Source organism: Streptomyces sp. NPDC050636, from assembly GCF_040654775.1.
Lineage (GTDB): Bacteria > Actinomycetota > Actinomycetes > Streptomycetales > Streptomycetaceae > Streptomyces.
The window spans coordinates 52,270-78,616 of record NZ_JBFAIP010000011.1; the positions used below are offsets into that span (position 1 = coordinate 52,270).

Annotated in this window: 22 protein-coding genes and 1 tRNA gene; 17 read left to right on the top strand and 6 right to left on the bottom strand. The window is 71.6% G+C overall.

What is annotated here, in order from left to right:
- Nucleotides 1-301: 301 nt before the first annotated feature.
- The 11 genes from AB0I10_RS12840 (at nucleotide 302) to AB0I10_RS12890 (ending at nucleotide 13,884) form a co-directional block, all read left to right on the top strand.
- Entirely contained in the window at nucleotides 302-976 is a 675-nt protein-coding gene (locus AB0I10_RS12840) for a YqgE/AlgH family protein (protein WP_363152445.1), read from the top strand.
- Between the two features lie 235 nt (nucleotides 977-1,211).
- Nucleotides 1,212-1,892, top strand: coding sequence for a hypothetical protein (locus AB0I10_RS12845; protein WP_363152446.1), 681 nt, complete (start codon nucleotides 1,212-1,214; stop codon nucleotides 1,890-1,892).
- 16 nt (nucleotides 1,893-1,908) lie between these two features.
- Nucleotides 1,909-2,307: a hypothetical protein gene (locus AB0I10_RS12850; RefSeq protein WP_363152447.1), complete on the top strand. Its 399-nt coding sequence runs from the start codon at nucleotides 1,909-1,911 to the stop codon at nucleotides 2,305-2,307.
- Complete coding sequence (locus AB0I10_RS12855) at nucleotides 2,294-2,587, top strand: DUF3039 domain-containing protein (RefSeq protein ID WP_026169910.1); 294 nt, start codon at nucleotides 2,294-2,296, stop codon at nucleotides 2,585-2,587. The genes AB0I10_RS12850 and AB0I10_RS12855 overlap by 14 nt, the downstream gene beginning before the upstream one ends.
- 358 nt (nucleotides 2,588-2,945) lie before the next feature.
- Nucleotides 2,946-4,259 (top strand): extracellular solute-binding protein, encoded by a 1,314-nt coding sequence (locus AB0I10_RS12860; RefSeq protein ID WP_363152448.1) that lies wholly within the window; start codon nucleotides 2,946-2,948, stop codon nucleotides 4,257-4,259.
- Nucleotides 4,256-5,176, top strand: coding sequence for a sugar ABC transporter permease (locus tag AB0I10_RS12865; RefSeq protein ID WP_363152449.1), 921 nt, complete (start codon nucleotides 4,256-4,258; stop codon nucleotides 5,174-5,176). Before AB0I10_RS12860 ends, AB0I10_RS12865 begins: the two co-directional genes overlap by 4 nt.
- A gap of 50 nt (nucleotides 5,177-5,226) precedes the next feature.
- The gene (locus tag AB0I10_RS12870; protein WP_363152528.1) at nucleotides 5,227-6,090 is read left to right on the top strand and encodes a carbohydrate ABC transporter permease; all 864 of its coding nucleotides are present in this window, start codon (nucleotides 5,227-5,229) and stop codon (nucleotides 6,088-6,090) included.
- A gap of 4 nt (nucleotides 6,091-6,094) precedes the next feature.
- Entirely contained in the window at nucleotides 6,095-7,882 is a 1,788-nt protein-coding gene (locus tag AB0I10_RS12875; RefSeq protein WP_363152450.1) for a beta-N-acetylhexosaminidase, read from the top strand.
- Between the two features lie 312 nt (nucleotides 7,883-8,194).
- A complete protein-coding gene (locus tag AB0I10_RS12880) occupies nucleotides 8,195-9,091 on the top strand; it encodes an FAD binding domain-containing protein (RefSeq protein ID WP_363152451.1) in 897 nt (298 codons plus the stop codon).
- Nucleotides 9,092-9,218: 127 nt separating this feature from the next.
- Nucleotides 9,219-11,471 carry a (2Fe-2S)-binding protein gene (locus AB0I10_RS12885; protein WP_363152452.1) on the top strand — a complete coding sequence of 751 codons (2,253 nt, stop codon included), beginning with the start codon at nucleotides 9,219-9,221 and terminating at the stop codon, nucleotides 11,469-11,471.
- Nucleotides 11,472-11,544: 73 nt separating this feature from the next.
- On the top strand, nucleotides 11,545-13,884 hold the full coding sequence (locus AB0I10_RS12890; protein ID WP_363152453.1) for a xanthine dehydrogenase family protein molybdopterin-binding subunit: 2,340 nt from the start codon (nucleotides 11,545-11,547) through the stop codon (nucleotides 13,882-13,884).
- Nucleotides 13,885-14,109: 225 nt separating this feature from the next.
- Here AB0I10_RS12890 and AB0I10_RS12895 read toward each other — a convergent pair.
- Nucleotides 14,110-14,181 (bottom strand) — tRNA-Cys (locus AB0I10_RS12895).
- Nucleotides 14,182-14,352: 171 nt separating this feature from the next.
- Complete coding sequence (locus AB0I10_RS12900; protein ID WP_363152454.1) at nucleotides 14,353-16,062, bottom strand: hypothetical protein; 1,710 nt, start codon at nucleotides 16,060-16,062, stop codon at nucleotides 14,353-14,355.
- A 295-nt stretch (nucleotides 16,063-16,357) separates the two neighbouring features.
- Between AB0I10_RS12900 and AB0I10_RS12905 the strand changes: the two genes are divergently transcribed.
- The 6 genes from AB0I10_RS12905 (at nucleotide 16,358) to AB0I10_RS12930 (ending at nucleotide 22,527) form a co-directional block, all read left to right on the top strand.
- Nucleotides 16,358-17,911 (top strand): MFS transporter, encoded by a 1,554-nt coding sequence (locus AB0I10_RS12905; RefSeq protein ID WP_363152455.1) that lies wholly within the window; start codon nucleotides 16,358-16,360, stop codon nucleotides 17,909-17,911.
- A 72-nt stretch (nucleotides 17,912-17,983) separates the two neighbouring features.
- Entirely contained in the window at nucleotides 17,984-18,184 is a 201-nt protein-coding gene (locus AB0I10_RS12910; RefSeq protein WP_363152456.1) for a hypothetical protein, read from the top strand.
- On the top strand, nucleotides 18,181-18,648 hold the full coding sequence (locus tag AB0I10_RS12915) for a type II toxin-antitoxin system death-on-curing family toxin (protein WP_363152457.1): 468 nt from the start codon (nucleotides 18,181-18,183) through the stop codon (nucleotides 18,646-18,648). Before AB0I10_RS12910 ends, AB0I10_RS12915 begins: the two co-directional genes overlap by 4 nt.
- 138 nt (nucleotides 18,649-18,786) lie before the next feature.
- On the top strand, nucleotides 18,787-20,583 hold the full coding sequence (locus AB0I10_RS12920; RefSeq protein WP_363152458.1) for a DEAD/DEAH box helicase: 1,797 nt from the start codon (nucleotides 18,787-18,789) through the stop codon (nucleotides 20,581-20,583).
- 351 nt (nucleotides 20,584-20,934) lie between these two features.
- The gene (locus tag AB0I10_RS12925) at nucleotides 20,935-21,576 is read left to right on the top strand and encodes a helix-turn-helix domain-containing protein (RefSeq protein ID WP_363152459.1); all 642 of its coding nucleotides are present in this window, start codon (nucleotides 20,935-20,937) and stop codon (nucleotides 21,574-21,576) included.
- Nucleotides 21,577-21,729: 153 nt separating this feature from the next.
- Nucleotides 21,730-22,527, top strand: coding sequence for a S16 family serine protease (locus AB0I10_RS12930; RefSeq protein ID WP_363152460.1), 798 nt, complete (start codon nucleotides 21,730-21,732; stop codon nucleotides 22,525-22,527).
- A 29-nt stretch (nucleotides 22,528-22,556) separates the two neighbouring features.
- Here AB0I10_RS12930 and AB0I10_RS12935 read toward each other — a convergent pair whose 3' ends face one another.
- Genes AB0I10_RS12935 through AB0I10_RS12950 form a run of 4 tightly spaced genes read right to left on the bottom strand, consistent with a single transcriptional unit; the run spans nucleotide 22,557 to nucleotide 26,344 of the window.
- On the bottom strand, nucleotides 22,557-23,561 hold the full coding sequence (locus AB0I10_RS12935; protein WP_363152461.1) for a glycine betaine ABC transporter substrate-binding protein: 1,005 nt from the start codon (nucleotides 23,559-23,561) through the stop codon (nucleotides 22,557-22,559).
- Nucleotides 23,561-24,448: an ABC transporter permease gene (locus AB0I10_RS12940; protein ID WP_363152462.1), complete on the bottom strand. Its 888-nt coding sequence runs from the start codon at nucleotides 24,446-24,448 to the stop codon at nucleotides 23,561-23,563. Before AB0I10_RS12940 ends, AB0I10_RS12935 begins: the two co-directional genes overlap by 1 nt.
- Nucleotides 24,445-25,704, bottom strand: coding sequence for a betaine/proline/choline family ABC transporter ATP-binding protein (locus AB0I10_RS12945; RefSeq protein WP_363152463.1), 1,260 nt, complete (start codon nucleotides 25,702-25,704; stop codon nucleotides 24,445-24,447). Before AB0I10_RS12945 ends, AB0I10_RS12940 begins: the two co-directional genes overlap by 4 nt.
- A complete protein-coding gene (locus AB0I10_RS12950) occupies nucleotides 25,697-26,344 on the bottom strand; it encodes an ABC transporter permease (protein ID WP_363152464.1) in 648 nt (215 codons plus the stop codon). Before AB0I10_RS12950 ends, AB0I10_RS12945 begins: the two co-directional genes overlap by 8 nt.
- Nucleotides 26,345-26,347: the final 3 nt, after the last annotated feature.

Sequence of the window (26,347 nt, forward strand, 5' to 3'; positions counted from 1 at the left end):
CTCGCGTTCCTGGAGACGGGCAGGGCCAAGGGGAAATGGTAAGGGCGCCGGAGGGTGTGTCCGTAGGCCCGTGCAGGCTTCGGGCATGTAATGGCTTTGTCACAACACACTCCGCTACGATCCGCCTTTGATCTGTAATGGACATTTGGCCAAAAATTCACCTTTATGTCTTGAATGTCCGGTGTGATGCGGACGTCCGGGCGGCCCGTGCGCCGGTGCTGCCGCCGTACGCCCTGCACTGTCTCGCACTGGTCCGGCCGTTGACTCCCCGCATCGGACCGAAGTGCGGGATCATGTGGCCATGACCGAGGTGTCCTCGCTCACAGGCCGGCTGCTCGTCGCGACGCCCGCGCTCGCCGACCCGAACTTCGACCGCGCGGTGGTGCTGCTCCTCGATCACGACGAGGAGGGCTCCCTCGGTGTGGTCCTGAACCGTCCGACGCCGGTCGGTGTGGGCGACATCCTCGCACCGTGGGCCGCGCTGGCCGGTGAGCCGGGGGTGGTCTTCCAGGGCGGCCCGGTGTCGCTGGACTCGGCGCTCGGGGTGGCGGTGGTGCCCGGCAGCGTGTCCGGGGAGAGCGGCATTCCGTCCGTCGAGAGCGGCGCGCTGCCCGGCGGCGCCGACGCGGAGGTGGCGGGCGCGCCGGCCGCGGAGACGGCGGAGCGGATGCCGTCCGGTGACGAGCCGCTGGGATGGCGCCGGGTGCACGGTGCGATCGGCCTGGTGGATCTGGAGGCCCCGCCGGAACTTCTCGCGGCGGTGCTCGGCAGCCTGCGGATCTTCGCCGGGTATGCGGGCTGGGGGCCCGGCCAGCTGGAGGACGAGCTGGTCGAGGGCGCCTGGTACGTCGTCGAGTCCGAACCGGGCGATGTCTCCTCGCCGGACCCGGAGCAGCTGTGGCGCGCGGTGCTGCGGCGGCAGCGCAACGAGCTGGCGATGGTCGCGACGTATCCGGATGATCCGTCGCTGAACTGAGCGGCCGGCCGCTGCGGACCCGGCTTCGTGCGGCGGCGTTTCCGCCGCTTCCCCGCCCGCTTCCCCGCCCGGTTTCCCGGTCCGGTTTCCCCGTCCCGGCACTTTGGTTGACGACTTGATTATTGTGACGGCTTCGTCATGGGGAATTGTCAGTGTCCGTCGCTATGGTTCGAGGTGTTGGGGACGGCGCGCGGATGCGAGGGCGGGTCCGCGCCGGACGAACGGGGAGATCTCCATGCAGAGGCCGAGTGTGCCCGAGGACCTGGACCATCCGGAGCGGCTGTGGGCGCGCGCCGCGACGCTTGCGGTGGTGGCGGCCGCCATGGACGACTGGGACGAATTCTCGTGGGGCAGCCGGGGCTTGGAGTGCTGGAACGGCGGCGGCTCCTACTGGTGGCGGCTGAAGCTGTTCGAGGACGGCCGGGCGCTGCTGTGCGGTCAGGATTCGGACGGCAGTTATACGCACGACGGGGGCCAGCAGATCGACTTCCTGGCCGGCGGCCCTGAGTGGCTGCCCTGGGAGCAGTTGCGGGACGACGCCGAGGGGAATCTCTTCGGCTTCGTCTACTGGTGGCAGGGCGGCGCCTGGGACCGTGCCCCGTATCCCGAGAAGCTGCCGGACGACGGCCTGGAGATGGCGATGAGCTGGGCCGCGCCCGGTGACGCCGCGATCGGGAGGATCGTCGACGATCTCGTGGCCAGGACGGAGACCGAGGTCGATCCCATGACGGAGGTGCGCGGCTTCATCGCCGCCGCCGAGGCCCGTACGGTCGGCGCGGAGGACGTGGCCGCACTGCTGGGCGCGGTCTGCGACAAGGACGCCTGGTACGAGGTCCGGCCGGAAGCCGCGCTGGCGTTCGCCACCCAACTGGGGCTGACGAGCGGCGACCGGGGCGGGGTGCCGGTCGCGTCGTAGCCCCGGTTAGGGCCGGGTGCGGATGCTGCTCGGTGCGCTGCCGGCGGTGGTCATCGCGGCGCAGGCTCTGCTGTCGTCGCTGGCTTCTGTGGCGCTGCCCGGTGCGGTGGTCGCGCTGGTGGCGTGGGGGGCGGCGGGCTGGGCGTTCCAGGTGACCCAGCAGCACCGGCTGCTGGAGCTGCGCGCGGACCGCGGCACGGTCGCCCTCGCTCTGAACAATTCGGCCCTCTACCTGGGTAGCGCGGTCGGCTCGGCGGTCGGCGGGCTGGCGCTGGCGAGCGGGATGGCGCCGTACGCACTGCCCTGGGCGGCGGCCGGGGTGGCGGCCGTGGCGCTCGCCGTGCACCTGGCGGCGGGCCGACGCGCCCCGGTTCCGGCGCGCGTGAGTACCCTTGGCACTTATGAGCACTCTTGAGCCCGAGCGCGGGGCAGGTACGGGGACCCTCGTAGAGCCGACACCGCAGGTGTCGCACGGCGACGGCGACCACGAGCGCTTCGCCCACTATGTCCAGAAGGACAAGATCATGGCGAGCGCGCTGGACGGCACTCCCGTCGTCGCGCTGTGCGGCAAGGTATGGGTCCCGGGTCGCGACCCGAAGAAGTACCCGGTCTGCCCCATGTGCAAGGAGATCTTCGAGTCCATGGGCGCCGGTGGCGACAAGGACAAGGGCGGCAAGGACGGCGGCAAGAAGTAGCAGGCCGCCGGTCATGGCCGGCAGTTTTTCCGCGGTGAGCGGCGGGTCGTAGCCGCTCACCGCACGGCGGTGCCCCGCCACGGGTTCGGGCCCGGGTCCTTCATGGACCCGGGCCCTTCGTCGTTCGCGGAAGCGGAAGCGGTGGCAGTAGCAGTAGTGCGCGCGGAAGCCGGTGGCTGAGGCCGGTGGTGGAGGCGGATGGTGGAGGCCGGTGGCGACGGGTCTCGGTTGCGAAGTGGTGGAGACCAGTGACGGGCGGGCCCTTGTCCGGGCGCGGAACGGCCCTTAATCTCCTGGGAATTGTGCAGTGCGAAACGCCCGTTGCGTATGTTGCAACAATGACTCGGAGGGTCCCGCCATGCCGCTCTCTGCCCGAATCGCCGCCGCCACCGCGACAGTTGCGCTGACCTCCCTGGCCGCCGCCGCCTGCGCGCCGTCCACCTCCGGCAACGGCCCCAAGGGGGACGCGAAGACCGGCACGCTGCGGGTCTGGCTCTTCCAGGAGGTCAGCAACGCGCCGAAGGAGAAGGTCGTCCAGCGGGCGCTGTCGGCCTTCACGGCGGACCACAAGGGCGTCAGGGTCACCGTCGACTACATACCCGTCGACACCCGGGCCCAGCGGATCAAGGCCGCGTTCAACGACCCGGCCAGCGCGCCCGATCTGATCGAGTACGGCAACACCGACACCGCCGGATACGTCAAGGACGGCGGACTGGCCGATATCAGCCGGGAGTTCGCGGCCTGGCCGGACGCCAAGGACACCGACGCCACGGCCAGGGAATCGGTGACCGTGGACGGCAAGGTCTACGGCGCGCCGCTGTTCGTCGGCGTCCGCGCGCTGTACTACCGCACCGATGTGTTCAAGGACCTCGGTATCGCGGTCCCCACCACCCAGGCGGAGGTCGTGGCCGCCGCCAAGAAGATCCGCAGGGAGCGCCCCGAGCTGTACGGCCTCGCGGTCGGCGGCGCGTACACCTACGGCGCGATGCCGTTCATCTGGGCGGCCGGCGGCGACCTCGCCACCGAGAAGGGCGGCAGATACACCGCCGCCATCAACGGGCCCCGTGCCAAGAAGGGCATCGCCGCCTATACCGGCCTCTTCGGCGACGACAACTGCCCCGCCTCGAAGTGCGCGGACATGGGCGGCAACGACACCGTCACCGCCTTCGCCTCCGGCAAGGCCGGGATGGCGATCGGCGGCGACTTCAACCATCAGGCCGTCGAGGACGGCAAGGTCAAGGGCAAGTACGCGGTGGTGCCGCTGCCGGGCGTCACGAAGGGCCGGATCGCGCCGGCCTTCGCGGGCGGCAACAACATCGGCGTCCTCAGGAGCAGCGAGCACCGCACCCTCGCCGTCGGCCTGATGAAGGAGCTGGCCGGCAAGGAGACCCAGCGCAGGCTGTTCGACGCGATGGGCTTTCTGTCGACGTACGGCGATGTGCGCGCCGAGGCCGCCAGGCGGAAGCCGTATGTCGCGCCCTTCGTCAAGACGCTGGACGCCGGCGCCAAGTTCGTCCCGGCGGCGCCCGGCTGGGGCACCATCGACGCCTCGCTGGTGCTGCCGACGATGTTCCAGGAGATCGTCAGCGGCCGTAAGGACATCGACGCGGCCGCCGACGCCGCGGCGCGCAAGATGAACGAGGCCTTCGAGAAGGAAGCCTTCCAGCAGTGAGCGCCGCGCGCATCAAGGGGCGGCGCGCGGGCGGCTGGACCCCGTGGCTGTATCTCGCCCCCGCGCTGGTCGTCCTCGGCGGCCTGCTGCTCTATCCCATCTACCAGCTCGGCCTGATCTCGTTCCTCGAATACACCCAGGCGCAGGTCAGCGGCGGTGAACCGACCACTTTCCAGGGCCTGGCGAACTACGCCGAGCTGTTCGGCGACGGCCAGTTCTGGCAGGTGCTGCTGGCGACCGTGCTGTTCGCCGCCGCCTGCGTGGCCTGCACCGTCGCGCTGGGCTGCGCGCTCGCCGTACTCCTCACCCGGATACGCGCGCTGCCCCGGCTCGCCCTGATGCTCGCCGGGCTCGGCGCCTGGGCGACCCCGGCCATCACCGGCTCCACCGTCTGGGTGTTCCTCTTCGACCCCGACTTCGGGCCGGTCAACAAGGTGTTGGTGGCGCTCGGCCTGACCGGCTTCGAGGACTACTCCTGGACCTACGACCGCTACAGCGCCTTCGCGCTCGTCCTCCTCGAAGTGGTCTGGTGCTCCTTCCCGTTCGTGATGGTGACCGTCTACGCGGGGATCCGCGCCGTCCCGGGCGAGGTGCTGGAGGCCGCGGCGCTGGACGGCGCCTCGCAGTGGCGGATCTGGCGCAGTGTGCTCGCCCCGATGCTGCGGCCGATCCTCGTCGTCGTCACCATCCAGTCGGTGATCTGGGACTTCAAGGTCTTCACTCAGATCTACGTCATGACGGGCGGCGGCGGCATCGCCGGCCAGAACCTCGTTCTCAACGTCTACGCGTACCAAAAGGCGTTCGCCTCTTCGCAGTACAGCCTGGGGTCGGCGATCGGCGTCGTGATGCTGCTGATCCTGCTCGCCGTCACGCTCGGCTATCTGCGGCTGCTGCGCCGCCAGGGGGAGGAACTGTGAGCCGCGTCCGAGGAACGGTGAGCCGCGTCCGGCATCTGCGCGTCCGGTACCTGCGCGTCCGGCATCTGCGCTTCCGTAGGCCGTGGCGGCTGGCCGCCGAGGCCGGCGCGCTGCTGATCGCTGCCGTCGTTGCCTTCCCCCTCTACTGGATGGTGCTGTCCGCCTTCAAACCGGCCGGCGAGGTGCAGTCCACCGAGCCCCGCCCCTGGACCCTCGCCCCCTCCCTGGACGCCTTCCGGCGCGTCTTCCAACAGCAGGATTTCGGCCGTTACTTCCTCAACAGCCTGTTCATCGCCGGCGTCGTGGTCGTCGCCTCCGCGCTGATCGCATTTCTCGCCGCCACGGCCGTGACCCGCTTCCGGTTCCGCTTCCGTACGACCCTGCTGATCATGTTCCTGGTCGCGCAGATGGTGCCCGTGGAGGCGCTCACCATCCCGCTGTTCTTCCTCCTGCGGGACGTCGGCGACGCCGTACCCGGCATCGGCCTCAACACCCTCGGCTCACTGGTCCTGCCGCATCTCGCCTTCTCCCTCCCGTTCGCCATCTGGATGCTGCGCGGCTTCGTCAAGGCCGTCCCGGAGGCCCTGGAGGAGGCCGCCTGTCTGGACGGCGCGAGCCGCGGCCGCTTCCTCTGGCAGATCCTCTTCCCGCTCGTCTTCCCCGGCCTCGTCGCGACCAGCGTCTTCTCGTTCATCTCCACCTGGAACGACTTCCTGTTCGCCAAGTCCTTCATCATCAGCGCCACCGAGAACTCCACCCTCCCCATGGCGCTGCTGGTCTTCTTCAAGCCGGACGAGAACGACTGGGGCGGGATCATGGCAGCATCGACCGTGATGACCATCCCCGTGCTGGTCTTCTTCGTACTCGTACAGCGCCGGCTGGTATCGGGCCTGGGCGGCGCGGTGAAGGACTGACGGCATGCCACACACAGACACCGGGACGGCCGCCGGGACGGCTGCTGGGACACCGCTTGGGACGGCCACCGGCACAGACACCAGGACGGATGGTGGTGCGGGCGGCGGTGCGGGCACCGCAAGTGGCTTGATCCCGGCGCCGCTTCGTATCGACGGGCCGTACCGTTGCGCCGTACGGCTCGGCGAGCAGACCGCCCTCGCGGCCGCCCCGGGCACCGAGGACACCGCACGCTGGCTGCGCGACACCCTCGGCGCGGCCTTCGGCCTGCCGCTGCCGCCCGGCCCCGACGACGCCCCGGACACTCTCGTCCTCGCCCTCGACCCGGACCTCCCGGCGGAGGGCTACCGGCTGGACGCCCTCACCCGCGCGGGCGTACGCATCGCCGGCGGCAGCCCGGCCGGAGTCTTCTGGGGCGCGCAGACGCTCCGTCAGCTGCTCGGCCCCAGCGCCTTCCGCCGGGCACCGCTCGCACCGGGCCGCACCGTCGCCCTGCCGCAGCAGAGCATCGAAGACGCCCCCCGCTTCCCCTGGCGCGGCATGATGCTCGACGTCGCACGGCACTTCATGCCCAAGGACGGCGTACTGCGCTATATCGACCTGCTCGCCGCGCACAAGCTCAATGTCCTCCACCTCCATCTCACCGACGACCAGGGCTGGCGCATCGAGATCGCGCGCTACCCGAAGCTGACCGACGTCGGCGCCTGGCGGACGCGCACCAAGCTCGGGCACCGCGCCTCCCCGCTCTGGGACGAGCGCCCGCACGGCGGCTTCTACACCCAGGACGACATCCGCGAGATCGTCGCCTACGCCGCAGCGCGGCATATCACCGTCGTCCCCGAGATCGATATCCCCGGGCACTCGCAGGCCGCCATCGCCGCGTATCCGGAACTCGGCAACACCGACGTCATCGACACCACCTCCCTGAAGGTCTGGGACACCTGGGGCGTCAATCCGAACGTACTCGCACCCACTGACAATGCCCTGCGCTTCTACGAACAGGTGCTGGCGGAGGTCCTGGAACTCTTCCCCTCACGGTTCGTGCACATCGGCGGCGACGAGTGCCCCAAGGACCAGTGGAAGGCGTCGGCGACCGCCCAGGCCCAGATCGCCGAGCTGGGCCTGGCCGACGAGGACGCGCTGCAGAACTGGTTCATCCGGCACTTCGACCGCTGGCTGGCCGACCGCGGACGGCGGCTGATCGGCTGGGACGAGATCCTCGAAGGCGGGAGTCGAACCCAAGGGGAAAGAGCGCCCGGAGGTGGGACGACGGAGTTGGGCTTGGCGCACGGCGCCGCCGTCTCGTCCTGGCGCGGCTACGCGGGCGGGATCGCCGCCGCCCGCTCCGGCCACGACGTCGTCATGTGCCCCGAACAACAGGTCTATCTGGACCACCGTCAGCACGCCTCCCCGGACGAGCCGGTGCCGATCGGATACGTACGCACCCTGGAGGACGTCTACCGCTTCGAGCCGGTGCCACCGGAACTGACGGACGAGCAGGCCGCACACATCCTCGGCACCCAGGCCAACGTCTGGACCGAGGTCATGGACAGTCCGGGGCGCGTCGACTACCAGGTCTTCCCGCGGCTCGCGGCGTTCGCCGAGGTCGCCTGGTCACGGCTGCCGCCGCCGGCCGACCGCGACCACCAGGACTTCAACCGGAGGATGACCGCCCACTACGCCCGCCTCGACGCCCTCGGCGTCGACTACCGCCCGCCCGGCGGCCCCCACCCCTGGCAGCAGCGCCCCGGGGTGCTCGGACGCCCGATCGACGGGGCGCCCCCAAACGTGTGAGCCGGTGGGCAAAGAGAGCGGCAGGTTCGGCCGGACCCTGGGAGGGTGGTCTCCCCATGCCACCCCACGGGCGATGAGCGTCCCACAGAGCGCACACCGCTCGACACGCTCCCCGGCGCGCAACCCCGGTCCCCACCCCTCGGCACCGGCGGACGAAACCGGACCAGCGCACCGTTCAGGGACGGATCGTCCCTTCGCGGACCCTCTCGTCGTGGGTCCGGGAAGATGTGCCAGAGTTGCCACGTCCGGGTCGTGAACACGTACCGTACGGCGGAGCGGAACAGCCGGGACACCGGGGAAGGGGCAGCTGGCTTGACCACCCACGCACCGCACGCGTCGCACACGGTGACGTTGCCGGCCTCGCTCGACGAGGCGGTGGCGGCGCTCACCGCCATGCCCGCCGCCGTGCCCGTCGCGGGCGGCACCGACCTCATGGCGGCCGTCAACGCCGGACTTCTCAGACCCGCGGCCCTGGTGGGCCTCGGCCGGATCAGCGAGATCCGCGGCTGGCAGTACCAGGACGGCCATGCGCTGCTCGGTGCCGGTCTCACCCTCGCCCGTATGGGGCGCCCCGACTTCGCGGCCCTGATCCCGGGCCTGGCCGCCGCCGCCCGCGCGGCCGGACCCCCGCAGGTCCGCAACGCCGGGACCCTCGGCGGCAATATCGTCACCTCCGCTCCCACGGGCGACACCCTCCCCGTGCTCGCCGCTCTTGAAGCGACGCTGATCATCGGCGGGCCCGGTGGCGCCCGCCGCGAGATCCCGGTCAGCCATCTGCTGGCCGGCCGGGAGATGCTGCGGCCCGGCGAACTCGTCGGCTTCGTACGGGTGCCGCTGCTGCACGCCCCGCAGACGTTCCTCAAGGCCACCGGCCGCACCGGTCCCGGACGCGCCACCGCTTCGGTGTCGCTGGTCCTGGACCCGGCCCGGCGCGGCGTGCGCTGCGCCGTGGGCGCGGTCGCCGCCATGCCGCTGCGCCCCCTGGAGGCCGAGCAGTGGGTCGCCTCGATCATCGACTGGGACGGCGAACGCGGCCTGGTGCCCGAGGCGCTGACCGCCTTCGGTGACTACGTCGGTGCCGCCTGCATCCCCGACCCGGCGCCGCCCGAGGACGGTTCGGAACCGGCGACCCTGCCGCCCGCCGCGCTGCATCTGCGCCGTACGGTGGCAGCACTGGCCCGCCGCGCACTTGGGAGGGCGCTCTCGTGAGCGAGAATCGCATGGGGGTCCCCCCGGCCGAAGTCCCCCAGCTACCGCTGGGAGGTGCCCCCAGGGGGAGAACCATGGAAAGGTGCGCGCCCCGCGAGTGCGGGGCCGAGCAAAGCGAGGTTCCGGCATGACCGATGCCGACAACCGCAATCCGCAGCAGCCGCACCCCGAGCAGGGCTGGCAGCCGCTGCCGCAGGGCGGCGAGTACGAGTCGGAGGCCACGGCCTTCGTGCAGCTCCCGGAAGGCTTCACCACCGGGGCCTACGGAGCCGGGCTGCCCAACGGATACGGCACCACCGATCCGCTCGCCGCGCCCGGCCACGGCTACACCCCGCCGGCATCGTTCAACCAGCATGTCTCCTCGCCGCCGGTCCCCGCTCCCGCCAGTGACCCGGCGGCGACCGGCCAGTGGACGATGCCGTTCGCGGACCCGTCGGCCGGATACGCGGACCCGTCCGCGGGCTATCAGGCCGGTACGCCCGAGGCGGCGCAGCCGTGGGGCGGCGGCGACCGGGTGGACTGGCCCGTCGCGGGCAGCCCGCAGGCGGCCGGCGTCTCCGGCGCATGGTCGGTCCCGGCGGCGGCGGACGACGGCTTGGAGGAGTCCGGCGAGTACCTGGTCGGCGACGACGGTCTGACGGGGTATACGGGATACCCGGGGCAGACGGGTCACGCAGGCCAGTCGGGTCATCTTGATCACCAGGGCCACGCAGGTCATGTAGGCCATGTAGGCGGCCATGCAGGCGATGCCGGTCATGCAGGTCATGAGGGGCTCACCGGGGCGGGGGGCGCTGCCGGGTACCAGGGTGGTGACTACTCGGGTACGTACGGGGGCGCCGGGGGTGCTGCGGACACCGGAGAGACCGGCGGGAACGGGCAGACCGGGCACTGGGACTTCGCCGCCGGGCTGAGCGCCACTACGGGCGTGAACGGTGGCGCCACCGCTACGGACGGTGCCGCTGACGGCGGCATCACGGGCGGTGTCGATGACGTGCGCGGCACCGGGGCGCCGGAGACCGATCCGTACGGTGGCCCTGTGGGCGGTCCGTACGCGGGGGACGATCCGTACGCGGGAACCGGCGGCCTGATGAGCCAGGGCGCCGGGCAGGGCGGTGAGCTGCCGGGCGGCGCGGCCGATGGCGGGACCGGTCATTGGTCGCTGCCGGCCGACGCGATGGCCCAGTGGCCGCCCGCCGGGGAGGCGACGCCGCAGCACGAGGGGGCGGACGCTTCCGGCGTCAACGCGGGTGCCGGTGCGGATGCCGATGCAGATGCGGGTGCCGGCCTCGGTGCGGGCCATGTGGACCCGGCGGATCGGGCAGATCGGGCTGGTCGAGCTGATCGGGGCGCCCCATGGACGGTCCCGGCTGACGGCGGTGAACAGCCGGACGAGTCCGGGGAGTTCGCGGTCGGTGCGGGTGCCGATGCTGATGCGGGTGCGGATGTACGTGCGGATGTGCGTGCCGATGCGGGTGCGGGTGCGGGTGCGGGTGCTGTTGCCGAGACGGGGCCGGCGTCCGGCCCTGGGGCCGGCGCCGTCGCTGACTCCGAGATCGCCCAGACCGCCGAGATCGCCGAGTCCGCCGAGTCCGCCGAGTCCGCCGAGTCCGCGGATCTCACCGTCGGCCCCGATGGCCATGTCGGCCCCCAAGCCCACGAGGCCGACCCCGCCGCCGACCCCGCCGAGTCGACCGCCGACCCCGTGGACCCCTACGCCGACGCCCCGGCTGCTCCGGCCGCCCCGGGCTTCGACGCGTACGACGAACACCCCGCCGCCTCCTACGTCCTGCGCGTGAACGGCACGGATCGGCCGGTCACCGACGCCTGGATCGGTGAATCGCTGCTCTACGTGCTGCGCGAGCGCCTCGGCCTCGCCGGCGCCAAGGACGGCTGCTCGCAGGGTGAGTGCGGGGCCTGCTCGGTCCAGGTGGACGGGCGGCTCGTCGCGTCCTGCCTGGTGCCCGCGGCCACCGCGGCGGGCAGCGAGGTCCGGACGGTCGAGGGGCTCGCGCAGGACGGCACGCCCTCCGATGTGCAGCGCGCCCTGGCCGCCTCCGGGGCGGTGCAGTGCGGCTTCTGCGTTCCGGGCATGGCGATGACCGTCCACGACCTTCTGGAGGGCAACCACGCCCCCAGCGAGCTGGAGACCCGTAAGGCGCTGTGCGGCAACCTGTGCCGCTGCTCGGGCTACCGGGGTGTGCTGGACGCCGTGGACGAGGTCGTCAAGGCCCGTGCGGAGGCCGCGGAAGCCGTGGCCGAGGCGGAGCCGGTGGCGGACACCCCGCGCATCCCCCACCAGGCGGGCCCCGCCGACCCCACGGAGCACGGGCCGCACCATGAGGGGCCAGGCGCCGATCCGCAGCCGGGAGGCCCCGCATGAGCGAGCGCAGCGACCGGATCATGGAGAGGTGCGCGCTGAGCGAGTGCGAGGCCGAGCGAAGCGAGGATTCGGCATGAGCGGTATGACTGACGGCGCCGGTGCCGGTGCCGCCACCGCAACCCCCGCAGCGGGCGTTCCGATCCCGCCCGTCGAGCCGCCGCCGCACGGGCTGGGCGTCTCCCTGGCGCCCGCCGACGCGGCAGCCAAGACCGAGGGCACCTTCCCGTACGCCGCCGACCTGTGGGCCGAGGGGCTGCTGTGGGCCGCGGTGCTGCGCTCGCCGCACCCGCGCGCGCGGATCCGGTCCATCGACACCAAGCACGCGACGGAGATGCCGGGCGTGCGCGTCGTCGTCACGCACGAGGACGTCCCCGGGGACGCCGGACACGGCCGGGGCACCGCCGACCGCCCGGTCTTCGCCAAGGACGAGGTCCGCCACCACGGTGAGCCGATCGCCGCGGTGGCCGCCGACCACCCGGACACGGCACGGCTGGCCGCCGCCGCCATCGCCGTCGAGTACGAGGTCCTGGACGCCGTCACCGACCCCCAGCTCGCCTTCGAGGCCGAGCCGTTGCACCCCGACGGCAACCTCATCCGGCACATCCCGCTCCGTTTCGGCGACGCCGACGCGGTCGGCGAGGTCATGGTCGAGGGCCTCTACCGGATCGGCCGCCAGGATCCGGCCCCCATCGGGGCCGAGGCCGGACTCGCGGTGCCGCGCCCCGATGGCGGTGTGGAGATCTACACCGCCTCCACGGACCCGCACACCGACCGCGACCTGGCCGCCGCCTCGTTCGGACTGGACCCGGAGCGCGTCAAGGTCGTCGTCACCGGCGTCCCCGGGGCCACCGCCGACCGCGAGGACCCCGGTATCCAGCTCTCCCTCGGCCTGCTGGCGCTGCGTACGGGCTGCCCCGTGAAGCTCGCCGCCACCCGTGAGGAGTCGTTCCTCGCGCACGCCCACCGTCACCCGACCCTGCTGCGCTACCGCCACCACGCGGACGCCGACGGCAAGCTGGTCAAGGTGGAGGCGCAGATCCTGATGGACGCCGGTGCCTACGCGGACACCTCCGCCGACGCGCTGGCCGCCGCCGTCTCGTTCGCCTGCGGCCCGTATGTCGTCCCGCATGCCGTCATCGAGGGCTGGGCGGTGCGCACCAACAACCCGCCGTCCGGCCATATGCGAGGCGAGGGGGCGATGCAGGTCTGCGCCGCCTACGAGGGCCAGATGGACAAGCTCGCCGCCCAGTTGGGCCTGGAGCCCGACGAGATCCGGATGCGCAACGTCATGGCCACCGGCGATCTGTTGCCCACGGGGCAGACGGTCACCTGCCCGGCCCCGGTCGCGGAGCTCCTGCGCGCGGTCAAGGAGGCGCCGCTTCCCGAGCTGCCCAAGGACACGCCCGAATCGGAGTGGCTGCTTCCGGGCGGTCCCGAGGGCGCGGGCGAGCCGGGCGCGGTACGCCGCGGCGTCGGCTACGCGCTGGGCATGGTGCACATGCTCGGCGCGGAGGGCGCGGACGAGGTGTCCACCGCCACCGTCAAGGTCAGCGGCTCGGTCGCCACCGTCATCTGCGCCGCCGTCGAGACCGGTTCCGGGTTCTCCACGCTGGCGCGGCAGATCGTGCAGGAGACGCTCGGCATCGAAGAGGTGCACATCGCGGGCGTCGACACCGACCAGCCGCCGGCCGGCCCGGCCTGCCACGGCCGTCACACCTGGGTCTCGGGCGGCGCCGTGGAGCGTGCCGCCAAGATGGTCCGTACGCAGCTCCTCCAACCCCTGGCGCACAAGTTCGGCATGTCCACCGAGCTGCTCCAGATCACCGACGGCAAGATCACTTCCTATGACGGGGTGCTCAGCACGACCGTCGCGGAGGCGCTGGACGGCAAGGAACTGTGGGCCACCGCCCAGTGCCGGCCACACCCGACCGAGCCGCTGGACGACACCGGGCAGGGCGACGCGTTCGTCGGCCTGGCCTTCTGCGCGATCCGCTGCGTCGCCGATGTCGACATCGAACTGGGCACCGTCCGGGTCGTGGAGATGTCCGTCGCGCAGGACGTGGGCCGGGTGCTCAACCCGCGCCAGCTGCGGGCCCGTATCGAGGCCGGCGTCACCCAGGGCCTCGGCGCGGCCCTGATGGAGAACCTGCGCACCACACGTGGCCAGGTCCGCCACCCCGACTTCACCGGTTACGCGCTGCCGACGGCGCTGGACGCCCCGGACATCCGGATCGTCAAGCTCGTCGAGGAGCGCGATGTGGTCGCGCCGTTCGGCGCCAAGGCCGCCAGCGCGATCCCGGTCGTCACCTCGCCGGCCGCCGTCGCGTCGGCGGTCCGCGCCGCCACCGGCCGCCCCATCGGCCGCCTCCCGATCCGGCCGCAGGCGGCGGTGGCACAGGTGGTGCAGCAGTAGGCGGGACGGGCTTGGGGCCTGGGGCGGGGCTGAGGGCTTGCCGGGTGGTCGGCCCGGGGGTTGGCGGCTGACTGCCTGGCCGACGGACGCGGAGGAGACCGGGAACACCGGGAACACCTATCGGTTCGTGTCGGCGCTCCGGGCCCGATGAGGGGTTGAACGCCGATGAAGGCGGTCCCCACGGTGTTGGGGCCGCCTTCATGGGCGTACGCATCGTGCGTATCGAGGCCGTGGCGGGATTCGAACCCACGTAACTCGCTTTGCAGGCGAGCCCCTCAACCACTCGGGCACACGGCCGGATGAGGTGATGTCACGACTCTAGGCCGCGGGGTGGGGGCCGGTGCAAGGGTGCCGGGCGGGCTGCCATGAGGCTGCAATACGGGGTTCATGAATTGCGGGGTTGAGGGATTGCGGGGTGCATGAATTGCGGAGTTGAGGGATTACGGGGTTGGGGAATTGCGGGGTTGGTTAATGGGGACGGCCTGAGGTTCGGGCGGCCGTCCGGTGTGTCATCCGGGGTGTGTCGCGGACGGCGATCAGGCCGTTGAAGACGCCGACGTAGGCCGTGCCGTCCGGGCCGAGGGTGATCGGGGCCCAGTTGTTGTCGTAGAGGGGGCCGGTGCCGGTGAGGCGCTTGAAGCGGGTTTGGCCGGTGCGGAAGTCGACAGCCGTCAGGTACCAGGCATCGATGCCCAGGCGGTTGGGCTCCTTTGTGTAGTAGTAGAGGAGGCCGTTGGCGGTGGAGAGTTTGGCGACGGTGGACGGGGAGCGTTCCCTGCTCTCCCAGACGGTGTCGCAGCCGCTGCCGTCCGGGTGGATATCGACCCGGGTGATGCCGCCGACCACCGACTTGCCCAGGAGCAGCGAGGTGACGTTCTCGTAGCCGTAGTTGTTCTCGACGACGAGGCTGTTGCCGTAGCCGATCAGGGAGTTGTCGGTGGTGGAGGCGCCGGCGCCGAAGACCGGGACCTTGCAGATCAGGCGGTCGCGGGCGGGGACGTCCGGTCGGCGGTCGTAGACCAGGACGTTCATGCGGTCGTCGGCGTTGTCGGTGATGGCCACGTACGGGTGCGCGGCGTCGCCGAGCAGGGTGGGAGTGGTGCCGGAGCCCTGGTTGATGGAGCCGGGCTTGCCGCCCGTACCGCGGTCGTAGGGCAGCCGCCACTGGACGCGCGGGATGCCGTCGGCGTCCGCGCGCAGGCTGTAGAGGGCGTGGTCGGAGACGATGGAGACACCGTCCTCGGCTGCCGAGAAGCTGTTCTGGATCTCCTCGCCGGGCAGTCGGGTGGTACGCACCGTGCCGTCGTCCGGGGTGATGGTGCCGATGCGGCCCTTACGGGTGACCCACCAGATCCGGCCATCCCAGTCCGGCTGGACCGCGGTCACCGGATCGCAGTCGCCGCGCGGGTGGAGGTTGGTCCAGCCGACGCAGTCGTGCGGGACGTACGGGGTCAGGTTCCAGTCGTCCTCGACCGTGAACTGCCATTCCCCGGAAGGGGACTGGGTGTGCGCGAGACGGAGGACGTGCTGGCGGGAGTCGGCGAGGACGACGCGGTCCTTGTGGTCGAGGTAGAAGTACGCGCCGCCCGAGGTGTCCTTGAAGATCTTGGAGAAGTCGAGCCGGGTGATCGCCTCGATGGTGGAGGGGCGCTGCGGCAGCTTGTACTCGGCGAGGGTGGCCAGGCTCTTCGGGTCCAGAAGCTTGAGCCGGAAGCCCTGGAACGTGCCGCAGACGGTGAGTATCCGGCCACCGGCGTCGAAGGTGACGGTCGCGCACTCGCCGCCGAGCGCCGCCATCTTCTCGCTGCTGACGGTGGGCCGTGCGCCGAGCGGCCCGGGGAAGGGGTGGGTGTCGCTGCTGGCGCCGTCCCCGTGCATACCGGCCCGCCCGTTGGGGGCCAGATACGGGTGCCGGGGCGGCGCCTGGTCCGCGGGGAGCGGGGCGGCGGTGGCCGGGGCGCCCTCGTACTGCGGGACCAGCCGGTGCCCCGGGGCGGGCGGGATCGGCGCCGCGTGGGCGGCCGGGGCGAGCGCCGCCCAGCCCGGCAGGGCGAGGGCCAGCGCGGCGAGAGACGTGATCGCGTGGGCCGTGATCCGTCTGCCGCGGGGCCCCGTCCGTCTGTCGTGCCGGGCCTCGATCCGTCTGCCGGCGCGGGCCCCAAAAGGGCTGTGTCGCATGGGAGTTCCTCCGTTCGTCGGGCAACGGCGGACGAGGCTAAGGCGGGGGAGATGAGGAGTCCATGGGTTCCGGCGCACCGGCATGGAGCATTCATACGGCCGTCACGAGCGGGCAGGGCGCCCCCCTCCGCGTGCCGTCACGAGCACGAGGGAGCCACCCCCAGCCACTCCCGCCCCGCCCAGTCACCTCCAGCCACTCCCGCCCCGCCCCACCCTCCGGCGTAGGCCCCAAGCCCGACGCAATGCCCGTCTTCCGACAGGGGCACGCCCGCCCAGTGGCCCTTACTCTGGCCAGATGACCGCCGAGAGCCCCCGCGGCAGCGACAACGCCAGCGCCAGCGACAATGCCAGCGCCAACGGCAGCGATGTCGCGACCGCCGACGACCACCCCGCCATACCCGGGCCGTCCCGGGAACAGGACGCTTCGGGTACGGCGGGGCCGCTCGGCCGGCCCTACCGCGCGCTCACCCTCGGCATCATCTCCGTCGTCTCGCTCGTCGCCTTCGAGGCCAGCGCGGTGAACACCGCGATGCCGGCCGCCGCCCGCGCCCTGGACGGCATCGGGCTGTACGCCTTCGCGTTCTCCGCGTTCTTCACCGCGAGCCTGTTCGCCATGGCGCTCTCCGGCGAGTGGAGCGACCGCCGCGGCCCGCTCGCGCCGCTGTTCACCGGTATCGCCGCGTTCGGCGCGGGGCTGCTGGTCGCGGGCGGCGCGCAGAGCATGGGGATGTTCATCGCGGGCCGCGGGGTGCAGGGCATCGGCGGCGGGTTGGTGGTCGTCTCCCTGTATGTCGTCGTCAGCCGCGCCTACCCCGAGCGGCTGCGCGCGTCGGTCATGGCGTCCTTCTCCGCGGCCTGGGTGGTGCCGGTGATCGTCGGCCCGCTGGTCTCCGGGACCGTCACCGAACACGTCGGCTGGCGCTGGGTCTTCCTCTCCATCCCCGTACTGATCCTGCTGCCGCTCGCCGTGATGCTGCCCGCGCTGCGCAAACTGCCGCGTACGGAGCCCGGCGCGCGCAGCGGACCGCGGCACATCCTGGGCGACCGGCGCTGTCTCCTCGCGCTGGCGGTCGCCGTGGGCGCGTGCCTGCTGCAGTACGCGGGCCAGCACCCGAGCCGGTTCGCGCTGCTGCCCGCGGCCGCCGGCCTTGCGCTGCTGGTACCGGGCATCACGCGGCTGCTGCCCCGCGGGACGTTCCGGGCGGCGCGCGGGCTGCCGTCCGTGGTGCTGATGCGCGGCCTGGCCGCGGGTGCGCTGGTCGCGGCGGAGAGCTTCATCCCGCTGATGCTGGTCACCCAGCGCGGGCTGGCCGCGACGCTCGCCGGCCTCTCCCTCACCGGCGGCGGGCTGACCTGGGCAGTCGGCTCGTACGTGCAGAGCCGGCCGCGGCTGGAGCCGTACCGGGAGCGGCTGATGGGCCTGGGCATGGTGCTCCTGGCGGCGGCCATCGTCATGGTGCCGCTGGCACTGGTCGACGGTGTGCCGGTGTGGATCGTCGCGGCGGCCTGGACACTCGGCGGCTTCGGCATGGGCCTCAACATCTCCAGTGGCGGCGTACTGCTGCTGAAGCTGTCCCGGCCGGAGGAGGCGGGCAGCAACTCCGCGTCATTGCAGATGTCGGATGCGCTGGGCAACGTCACCTTTGTCGGCCTCGGCGGGGTGCTGTTCGTGGCGTTCGGCGGTGGCTCGATTGCGGCGGGTGGCGAGGCGGCAGCCGCAGCGGCAGCCGGCGACGGAGGCGGCTCGGCGAGCCACCCCGCGGCCTTCGTCGCCGTCTTCGCCGCGATGGCGGTGGTCGCGGCGGTGGGCGCGGGCGTGGGGGCCCGCCTGAAGCCAGCGGGGCGGTAAATCGAGCGCGGGCCGGGCACCGGGCCTGGAAGGCTGGCGAACCCGCCCCTCCCGCACAGGAATGAGCCCGCCATGCCCGAACTGACCCTCCGCATCCCCGACGCCGAGTGGGGGGCGTGGCGTGATTTCGCCGACGCTCGCGGGCTCACCCCCGACGAGGCCGTGCTGGACGCCGTACGGCAGCGGCTGCGCGACGAGGCGGCGGCGGTCGGGGCGGTCGCCGAGCGGCTGGCCACCCGGCATGCCGAGCTGCTGCGGAGGTTGGGCGCATGACCGGCCGGCGGGCCGATGCCCCGAACCACGCCCCGGATGCCACCCCGGGGGATTCCAGCCGGCCCACCCACCCCGTTCACCCCACCCGCCACCTCACCCTCGCCGAGGTCACCGCCCTGGCGCGGCACGCCTGCGGCGAGGAGCCCGCGCTGCGCGCGCCCGGCCTGCTGGCGTCGGCCGTACACCGCCCGCGCGCCCGGATGTTCGGGGTCTCGGCATACGAGGACGTCCACGAGCAGGCGGCGGTGCTGCTGCACGCCATCGCGGCCAACCACCCCTTCGTCGACGGCAACAAGCGCACCGCCTGGCTGTCCGCCGCGGTCTTCCTCGCGGTGAACGGGGTCGATCTCGCCGAGGCCGACCAGGACACGGCGTACGACCTGGTCATCGCCGTCGCCGCAGGTGCGCTCGACGACGTACGGGAGATCGCGCGAAGGCTGCGAGCCCTGCACGAAGCGAGGTGACGGCGCCCGCAAACCCGGCACGCGCGATGTGACCTCGGTCCCACCCCCGGGTGACCCGGTGCCGTACCCCCCAAGCGTGAACGCGCGCACGGGTAGGCTGACGCGGTTGCCGATCGCCGAATCAGCCCGACGGAGACCGTGACTACCACCACCAGCGCCACCAGTAACCACCACCTGTCCCCGGCCTTCCCGGGCCGGGCCCCCTGGGGTACCGCGAACAAACTGCGTGCCTGGCAGCAGGCGGCCATGGACCGGTACATCCAGACCCAGCCCAAGGACTTCCTCGCCGTCGCGACGCCCGGCGCCGGCAAGACGACCTTCGCGCTCACCCTCGCCTCGTGGCTGCTGCACCACCACGTCGTGCAGCAGGTGACGGTCGTCGCGCCGACCGAGCATCTGAAGAAGCAGTGGGCGGAGGCGGCGGCCCGGATAGGTATCAAGCTCGACCCGGAGTACAGCGCGGGCCCGTTGGGCCGTGACTACCACGGCGTGGCGGTGACGTACGCGGGCGTCGGCGTACGGCCGATGCTGCACCGCAACCGGATCGAACAGCGCAAGACGCTGGTCATCCTGGACGAGATCCACCACGCCGGTGACTCCAAGTCCTGGGGCGAGGCCTGCCTTGAGGCGTTCGAGCCGGCCACCCGGCGGCTGACGCTCACCGGCACGCCGTTCCGGTCCGACACCAACCCGATCCCGTTCGTGCAGTACGAGGAGGGGAACGACGGCATCCGGCGGTCCTCCGCCGACTACACCTACGGATACGGGAACGCGCTCGCCGACGGCGTCGTCCGGCCGGTCATCTTCCTCTCCTACAGCGGCAACATGCGCTGGCGGACCAAGGCGGGCGACGAGATCGCGGCGCGGCTGGGCGAGCCGATGACCAAGGACGCGGTCTCGCAGGCCTGGCGCACCGCGCTGGATCCGCGCGGCGACTGGATGCCGAATGTGCTGCGCGCCGCCGACCAGCGGCTGACCGAGGTCCGCAAGGCCATCCCGGACGCCGGGGCGCTGGTGATCGCCTCCGACCAGGAGCAGGCCCGCGCGTACGCGAAGCTGATCCGGGAGATCACCGGGGAGGGCGCCACCCTCGTCCTCTCCGACGACAGCGGTGCCTCGCAGCGCATCGACGACTTCGCGCAGTCGCACGACCGCTGGATGGTCGCGGTGCGGATGGTGTCCGAGGGTGTCGACGTGCCGCGGCTGGCGGTGGGTGTCTACGCCACGACGATCTCGACGCCCCTGTTCTTCGCGCAGGCGGTGGGCCGCTTCGTGCGGTCCCGCAAGCGCGGCGAGACGGCCTCCGTCTTCCTGCCCACCGTCCCCATGCTGCTGGGCTTCGCCAACGAGATGGAGGTCGAGCGCGATCATGTGCTCGACAAGCCGAAGAAGGACGGCGAGGAGGACCCGTACGCCGAGTCCGAGAAGGAGATGGACGAGGCCAACAAGGCGCAGGACGAGGACACCGGGGAGCAGGAGCAGTTCTCGTTCGAGGCGCTGGAGTCGGAGGCGGTCTTCGACCGGGTGCTCTACGACGGTGCCGAATTCGGCATGCAGGCGCACGCGGGCAGCGAGGAGGAGCAGGACTACCTCGGCATTCCCGGGCTGCTGGAGCCCGACCAGGTGCAGATGCTGCTGCAGAAGCGGCAGGCCCGGCAGATAGCGCACAGCAAGAAGAAGCCGGACGCGGAGGCGGATCTGCTGGAGCTGCCGGCCGAGCGGCGGCCGGTGGTCACGCACAAGGAGATGCTGGAGCTGCGCAAGCAGCTCAACACGCTGGTGGGGGCGTATGTCCACCAGAGCGGTAAACCGCACGGGGTGATCCATACCGAGCTGCGGCGGGTGTGTGGCGGACCGCCGAGCGCGGAGGCCACCGCCGGGCAGCTGCGCGAGCGGATCAAGAAGGTCCAGGAGTGGGCCACCCGGATGCGGTGAGGGGCTGACACGAGGACGGCGCACCGTACGACGTGCGCCGTCCCTGCCCGTTATCGGCCGTTCCTGCCCGCCCCTCCCGTAACGGCGGGATAACGAACCAGCCCTCGCTGAAGGGTATTGGGGCGCCTGCGTAGGGATCAGTCGGGATATTCCGGGCGCGGAAGACCGGATTCTGGACGGACTCTTCCGCTGACCGGACTGGCTCGCTACTGTCCCCGTCACGCACACGCCCCGTGGCAGCGCCGCCGCGGAGCGCAGCCGGTGCCAAGCGGCCGGCGGCCTCTTGCGCGCGCTGCTCCGTGACTTGCAGCGCGTCATGCAAAGCCGCCACTCACATGAGGAGGGGGCGTCGTGACCGCGGAGACCTCCCAGACGCTCGACCGAGGACTGCGTGTCCTCAAACTGCTCGCCGACACCGACCACGGGCTGACCGTCACCGAGCTGTCCAACAAGCTCGGCGTCAACCGCACCGTGGTCTACCGCCTGCTCGCGACCCTGGAGCAGCACGCTCTGGTACGCCGCGACATCGGCGGCCGGGCCCGGGTCGGCCTAGGCGTGTTGCGCCTGGGCCGCCAGGTGCATCCGCTCGTCAGAGAGGCCGCGCTGCCCGCGCTGCGCTCGCTCGCCGAGGACATAGGCGCCACCGCGCATCTCACCCTCGTCGACGGCACCGAAGCGCTGGCCGTCGCCGTCGTGGAGCCGACCTGGACCGACTACCACGTCGCCTACCGGGCCGGATTCCGTCACCCGCTGGACCGGGGGGCCGCCGGCCGGGCCATCCTCAAGGGCCGCCAGGGCAGAACCCAGGACGCCGGACTCGCCCTGACCCACGGGGAGTTGGAGGCGGGTGCGAGCGGGGCGGCGGCGCCGTTGCTCGGGGTGAGCGGCATCGAGGGGAGCGTCGGTGTGGTGATGCTCTCGGACACCGTCTCCGAACGGGTCGGGCCGCGGGTGGTCGACGCGGCCCGCGAGGTGGCCGAGGCGCTGCGCTGACGCGGTGAAGGGCTGAGGCGACGGCGTGCCGAGGCCCTGCGCCGAGCGATGCCCTCATGATCACGAGGCGGCCGTGTGGTGAGCCTGTGGCGCTGTGGTGAGGCCACAGCGCCGCGAGAGGCCGGTGGTGCGGTGGTCACTTATGGTGGCTGGGTGTCTGCACGCACCCGCGCCCTGGCGCTCTGCATCGCCTTCGTCCTCGCTCTCCTCCTCACCGCCGCCCTCGCGCCGCTGCCGTTCTCGGTCGCGTATCCGGGCATGACGGCGAATGTCCTCGGTGACGACAAGGGCAAGCCGGTGATCACGATCACCGACGCCGACACCCGCCGGACCAGCGGCCAGCTGCGGATGACCTCGATCGTCGCCACGGGTCCGGAGGCCTCCGTCCGCCTGCTGGACGTCCTCAAGGGCTGGTCCCGTACCGACGAGGCCGTGATGCCGCGCGAGGCGGTCTACCCCGTGGGCGACAGCACCGAGGAGATCGCGGAGCACAACGCGGAGCAGATGAAGGAGTCCCAGGCCACCGCCACCAGCGCCGCGCTGGGCCGGCTCCGCAGGTCCGCCGGGGACGTCGAGGACCTCAAGGACGTCAAGGTCAAGCTGAGCCTCCAGGACGTGGGCGGGCCCAGCGCCGGCCTGATGTTCGCCCTCGGCATCGTCGACAAGCTGGACGGTGACGGCGCGGGCCACGACCTGACCGGCGGCAGGATCGTCGCGGGTACCGGCACCATCACCGCGGGTGGCAAGGTCGGCGCGGTCGGCGGTGTACCGCTCAAGACGCAGGCCGCGCACCGCGACGGCGCCACGGTCTTCATGGTCCCCGAGAAGGAGTGCACGGACGCCCGCGTGGAGCTCCCCAAGGGCATGCGGCTGATCCCCGTCACCACCCTGGACGGCGCGGTGAACGCCCTCAAGGCCCTGCGGGCCGGGGGCAAGGTCCCCACCTGCTGACCGGAAGCTGAGCAGGTCCGGCCCCCAAATCAGCCCTCCTTGATGAACCCCTCCTTGATCAGCCAGTCCTTGGCGACCTCGTGCGGGTCCTCGCCGTACACGTCGACCTTGCGGTTGAGCTGCTGGGCGATGGTGTTGTCGAGGGCCTTGGTGACGGGGGCGAGCAGCGCGGCGATCTGCGGGTACTTCTTCATCGTCGCGGCGTTCATCTCGGGTGCCGCGTTGTAGTTCGGGAAGAAGCGCTTGTCGTCGGCCAGGACGGCCAGGCCCATCGCCTTGATGCGGCCGTCGGTCGTGGCGACCGCGCCGAACGTGCAGGACCGTCCCTGGGAGACCTCGGTGTAGACGACGCCGTCGGCCATCTTGCGGACGTTGGCAGAGGGGATCTTCATGCCGTACTTCTTCGCCATGCCGGGCAGGCCGTCGTCGCGGGTGGCGAACTCGTTCCCCAGGCACAGGGTGACCGCGTCGGGGTCCTTCTTCAGCAGCGCGGCGACGTCCGAGAGGTTCCTGACGCCGTACTTCTTCTCGTTGGCGGCGTTCAGCGCCAGCGCGTAGGTGTTGTTGAGGCGGGCCTGCGGCAGCCAGGCGATGCCGTTGGCGCGGTCCGCGTCGCGCACCGCCATCCACTGTTCGTGCATGTCGGGGATCGGTTTCACATGGCCGAGGTGGGTGATCCAGCCGGTGCCGGTGTACTCGTACATGCCGTCCGCGGTACCGGTCCGCACCGCCTCGCGGGCGCCGATCGTGCCCTGGACGTTGGTCTTGTCGATGACGGTGGCGCCGGCCGCCTCGAAGACCAGGCCCATGATCTGGCCCAGGATGATGTTCTCGGTGAACTCCTTGGAGGTGACCGTGAGTTGGGCATCTTTGAGGGGCAGGCCCCGGCCGACCGTGCCGGGCTTGACGTCATCGGTCAGCGGGCTGCCGCTGACCAGCCCGCAGCCGCTCGGTCCGGCGACGGCGAGCAGGGCGACCAGCGCCACGGCGGCCGCGCGGGGACGCGGGCGCCGGCGGGGTCCGGGGAGCGCCATCAGCTCGTCACCTCCAGGCCGCGCGGTCGCAGCAGTAGTTCGGCCAGCGACGCCAGCCATTCGACCAGCAGAGCGAGCGCCACCGTCAGCACCGAACCCAGGATCAGTACGGGCATCCGCTGGGTGACGATGCCCGCCGAGATCAGGTCGCCCAGGCCGCCGCCACCGCCGAAGGTGGCCAGCGTCGCGGTGCCGACATTCAGCACGAGTGCGGTGCGTACGCCGGCCAGGATCAGCGGTACGGCCAGGGGGAGTTCGACCTTGGTCAGGACACCGTGGGGGGACATGCCGATACCGCGGGCGGCCTCGGTCAGCGCCGGGTCGATGCCGCGCAGACCGGCGACGGTGTTGGCCAGGACGGGCAGCACGGCGTAGCCGACCATACCGACGATCGCGGAGCGGGCGCCGATCCCGAGCCAGATGACCAGCAGGACCAGCAGGCCCAGGGCCGGGACGGCCTGGCCGAGGTTGGCGATTGCCATCACGACGGGGGTGGCCTTGCGCAGCCTGGCCCGGGTCAGCGCGATGCCCAGCGGGATCGCGATGATCAGTACGAAGAAGGTGGAGACCGCGGTGAGCTGGATGTGCTGGCGCAGCGCCAGCCCCACCTTGCCGTTGTCGACCGCCTGGTGGGCGATGGAGTCCAGGGTGGTGCTGTTGAACCACAGCCAGGTGGCGAGCAGCGCGGCGGCCAGGAAGGCCGGCATGAAGGTCCACTTCTGCCAGGTGATGCGGCGGCCGCCGCGGGCGGACGGGGTGGGGGTCTCCCCGGTCGCGATCTCCCGTTCCTCGATATCGGTGTTGTCGAGGCGGACCAGACTGTCCACCGTGTGCCCGCCGGGCGGCCGCCGCTCCTCCCGCCGGCTGCTCTCGTCGCGAGGGCTCATGCGTCCAGGCCCTCCTGCGCCGGCTGGGTCCGGCCGGTGCTCCGTTCGTCGAGCTGGTTCCGGTGCTCGACGGCGTCCAGGCGGTCCGCCTCCAGCAGTTGGTGGACGTTGCTCATCAGCGTCTCCATGTCGACCACCCCGATGTATTCGCCGCGCCGTCCGGTGACCGCGACCCGGCCGGCGCTGTCGGTGAGCACCGCCTCCAGGGCGTCGCGCAGCGTCGCGTCCCGGGTCACCGTGTCGTGCACGGGCGTGCCGGCCTGCGCCAGCGTGCCCTTGGCGCGCGCCAGATCGCCGCGGCGCAGCCATTTGTACGGGCGGCGGTTCGGGTCGAGCAGCAGCACCTCGTTGGTGGAGCCGGAGCGCAGCAGCTCGGTGATGGACTCCAGGGAGTCGTCGATCCCGGCGGTCGGGAAGTCGACGATGCCGACGTCCCGTACGCGGGTGAGGTTGAGCCGCTTGAGGGCGGCGCCGGCGCCCACGAAGCCGGAGACGAAGTCGTCCGCGGGGTTGGTGAGGATGGCTTCGGGGGTGTCGAACTGGGCGATGTGCGAGTGCTCGCGGAGCACCGCGATCCGGTCGCCGAGCTTGATCGCCTCGTCGAAGTCATGGGTGACGAAACAGATGGTCTTGTGGAGTTCGTGCTGGAGCCGGATCAGCTCGTCCTGGAGGTGATCGCGGGTGATCGGGTCGACGGCGCCGAACGGCTCGTCCATCAGCAGGACGGGCGGGTCGGCGGCGAGCGCGCGGGCGACGCCGACCCGCTGCTGCTGGCCGCCGGAGAGCTGGCGGGGATAGCGGCCGTGGAATTCGGCCGGGTCCAGGCCGACGAGGTCGAGCATTTCCTCGACCCGGCTGTTGATCTTCGCCTTGGGCCAGCCGGTCATCTTCGGTACCAGCGCGATGTTCTGGGCGACCGTCATATGGGGGAAGAGGCCGGACTGCTGGATGGCGTAGCCGACCTTGCGGCGCAGCTTGACCGGGTCGATGTCGGTGACGTCCTCGTCGCCGATCCGGATCCGCCCGGACGTCGGCTCGATCAGCCGGTTGATCATCTTGAGGGTGGTGGACTTGCCGCAGCCCGACGGCCCCACAAAGATCACCAGCTCGCCGGCCTTGATCTCCATGTTGACGTTGTCCACCGCCGGGCCGGGGTTCCCGGGGTAGATCTTCGTCAGATTCTCCAGCTGAATTCTGGCCCCGGAGGCGGTCGGCCCGGCGGCCTTCCCGCCGTTCGTCCCGGACGTCTCAGGCACGGATCCCCCTGGGGATGGTCAGACGTCCGATCAGGACGTATGCGGCGTCGAAGAGAAGGGCGAGGATGACGATTCCGACGGTGCCGGAGAGCACCTGGTTGAGCGCGTTCGCGCTGCCCAGCGAGGCGATGCCGCGGAAGATCTCATTGCCGAGGCCGGGGCCCGAGGCGTAGGCGGCGATCGCGGCGATGCCCATCAGCATCTGGGTGGCGACACGGATGCCGGTGAGGATCGGCGGCCAGGCCAGCGGCAGTTCGACCCGGAAGAGCCGGGCGGCGCGCGACATGCCGATGCCCTTGGCGGCGTCGACCAGCGCCGGATCCACCCCGCGCAGCCCGACGATGGCGTTCCGGACGATCGGCAGCAGCCCGTACAGGGTCAGCGCGATGACGGTGGGGGCGACGCCGAGGCCGACGATCGGGATCAGCAGACCGATCAGGGCCAGCGAGGGGATGGTCAGGATCGTGGCGGTCGTGGTGGTGGCGAGGCTGCCCGCCCAGTCGCTGCGGTAGGTGATCACACCGAGGACGACCCCCAGCACGGTGGCGATCACCATGCACTGGAACACCGCGCTGGCGTGCTGATACGTGTCCGTCAGCAGCTGGGTGTGCCGGTTGCCGACGTACTCCCAGAAGCTCACTCG

What these genes read in the sequence shown, in the direction of transcription:
- AB0I10_RS12910 (WP_363152456.1), top strand. Translation starts at nt 17,984, where the DNA reads ATGCCCGAACTGACCCTCCGCATCCCCGACGCCGAGTGGGGGGCGTGG.
- AB0I10_RS12885 (WP_363152452.1), top strand. Translation starts at nt 9,219, where the DNA reads ATGACCGATGCCGACAACCGCAATCCGCAGCAGCCGCACCCCGAGCAG.
- AB0I10_RS12915 (WP_363152457.1), top strand. Translation starts at nt 18,181, where the DNA reads ATGACCGGCCGGCGGGCCGATGCCCCGAACCACGCCCCGGATGCCACC.
- AB0I10_RS12840 (WP_363152445.1), top strand. Translation starts at nt 302, where the DNA reads ATGACCGAGGTGTCCTCGCTCACAGGCCGGCTGCTCGTCGCGACGCCC.
- AB0I10_RS12860 (WP_363152448.1), top strand. Translation starts at nt 2,946, where the DNA reads ATGCCGCTCTCTGCCCGAATCGCCGCCGCCACCGCGACAGTTGCGCTG.
- AB0I10_RS12855 (WP_026169910.1), top strand. Translation starts at nt 2,294, where the DNA reads ATGAGCACTCTTGAGCCCGAGCGCGGGGCAGGTACGGGGACCCTCGTA.
- AB0I10_RS12940 (WP_363152462.1), bottom strand. Translation starts at nt 24,448, where the DNA reads ATGAGCCCTCGCGACGAGAGCAGCCGGCGGGAGGAGCGGCGGCCGCCC.
- AB0I10_RS12935 (WP_363152461.1), bottom strand. Translation starts at nt 23,561, where the DNA reads ATGGCGCTCCCCGGACCCCGCCGGCGCCCGCGTCCCCGCGCGGCCGCC.
- AB0I10_RS12845 (WP_363152446.1), top strand. Translation starts at nt 1,212, where the DNA reads ATGCAGAGGCCGAGTGTGCCCGAGGACCTGGACCATCCGGAGCGGCTG.
- AB0I10_RS12890 (WP_363152453.1), top strand. Translation starts at nt 11,545, where the DNA reads ATGAGCGGTATGACTGACGGCGCCGGTGCCGGTGCCGCCACCGCAACC.
- AB0I10_RS12875 (WP_363152450.1), top strand. Translation starts at nt 6,095, where the DNA reads ATGCCACACACAGACACCGGGACGGCCGCCGGGACGGCTGCTGGGACA.
- AB0I10_RS12905 (WP_363152455.1), top strand. Translation starts at nt 16,358, where the DNA reads ATGACCGCCGAGAGCCCCCGCGGCAGCGACAACGCCAGCGCCAGCGAC.
- AB0I10_RS12900 (WP_363152454.1), bottom strand. Translation starts at nt 16,062, where the DNA reads ATGCGACACAGCCCTTTTGGGGCCCGCGCCGGCAGACGGATCGAGGCC.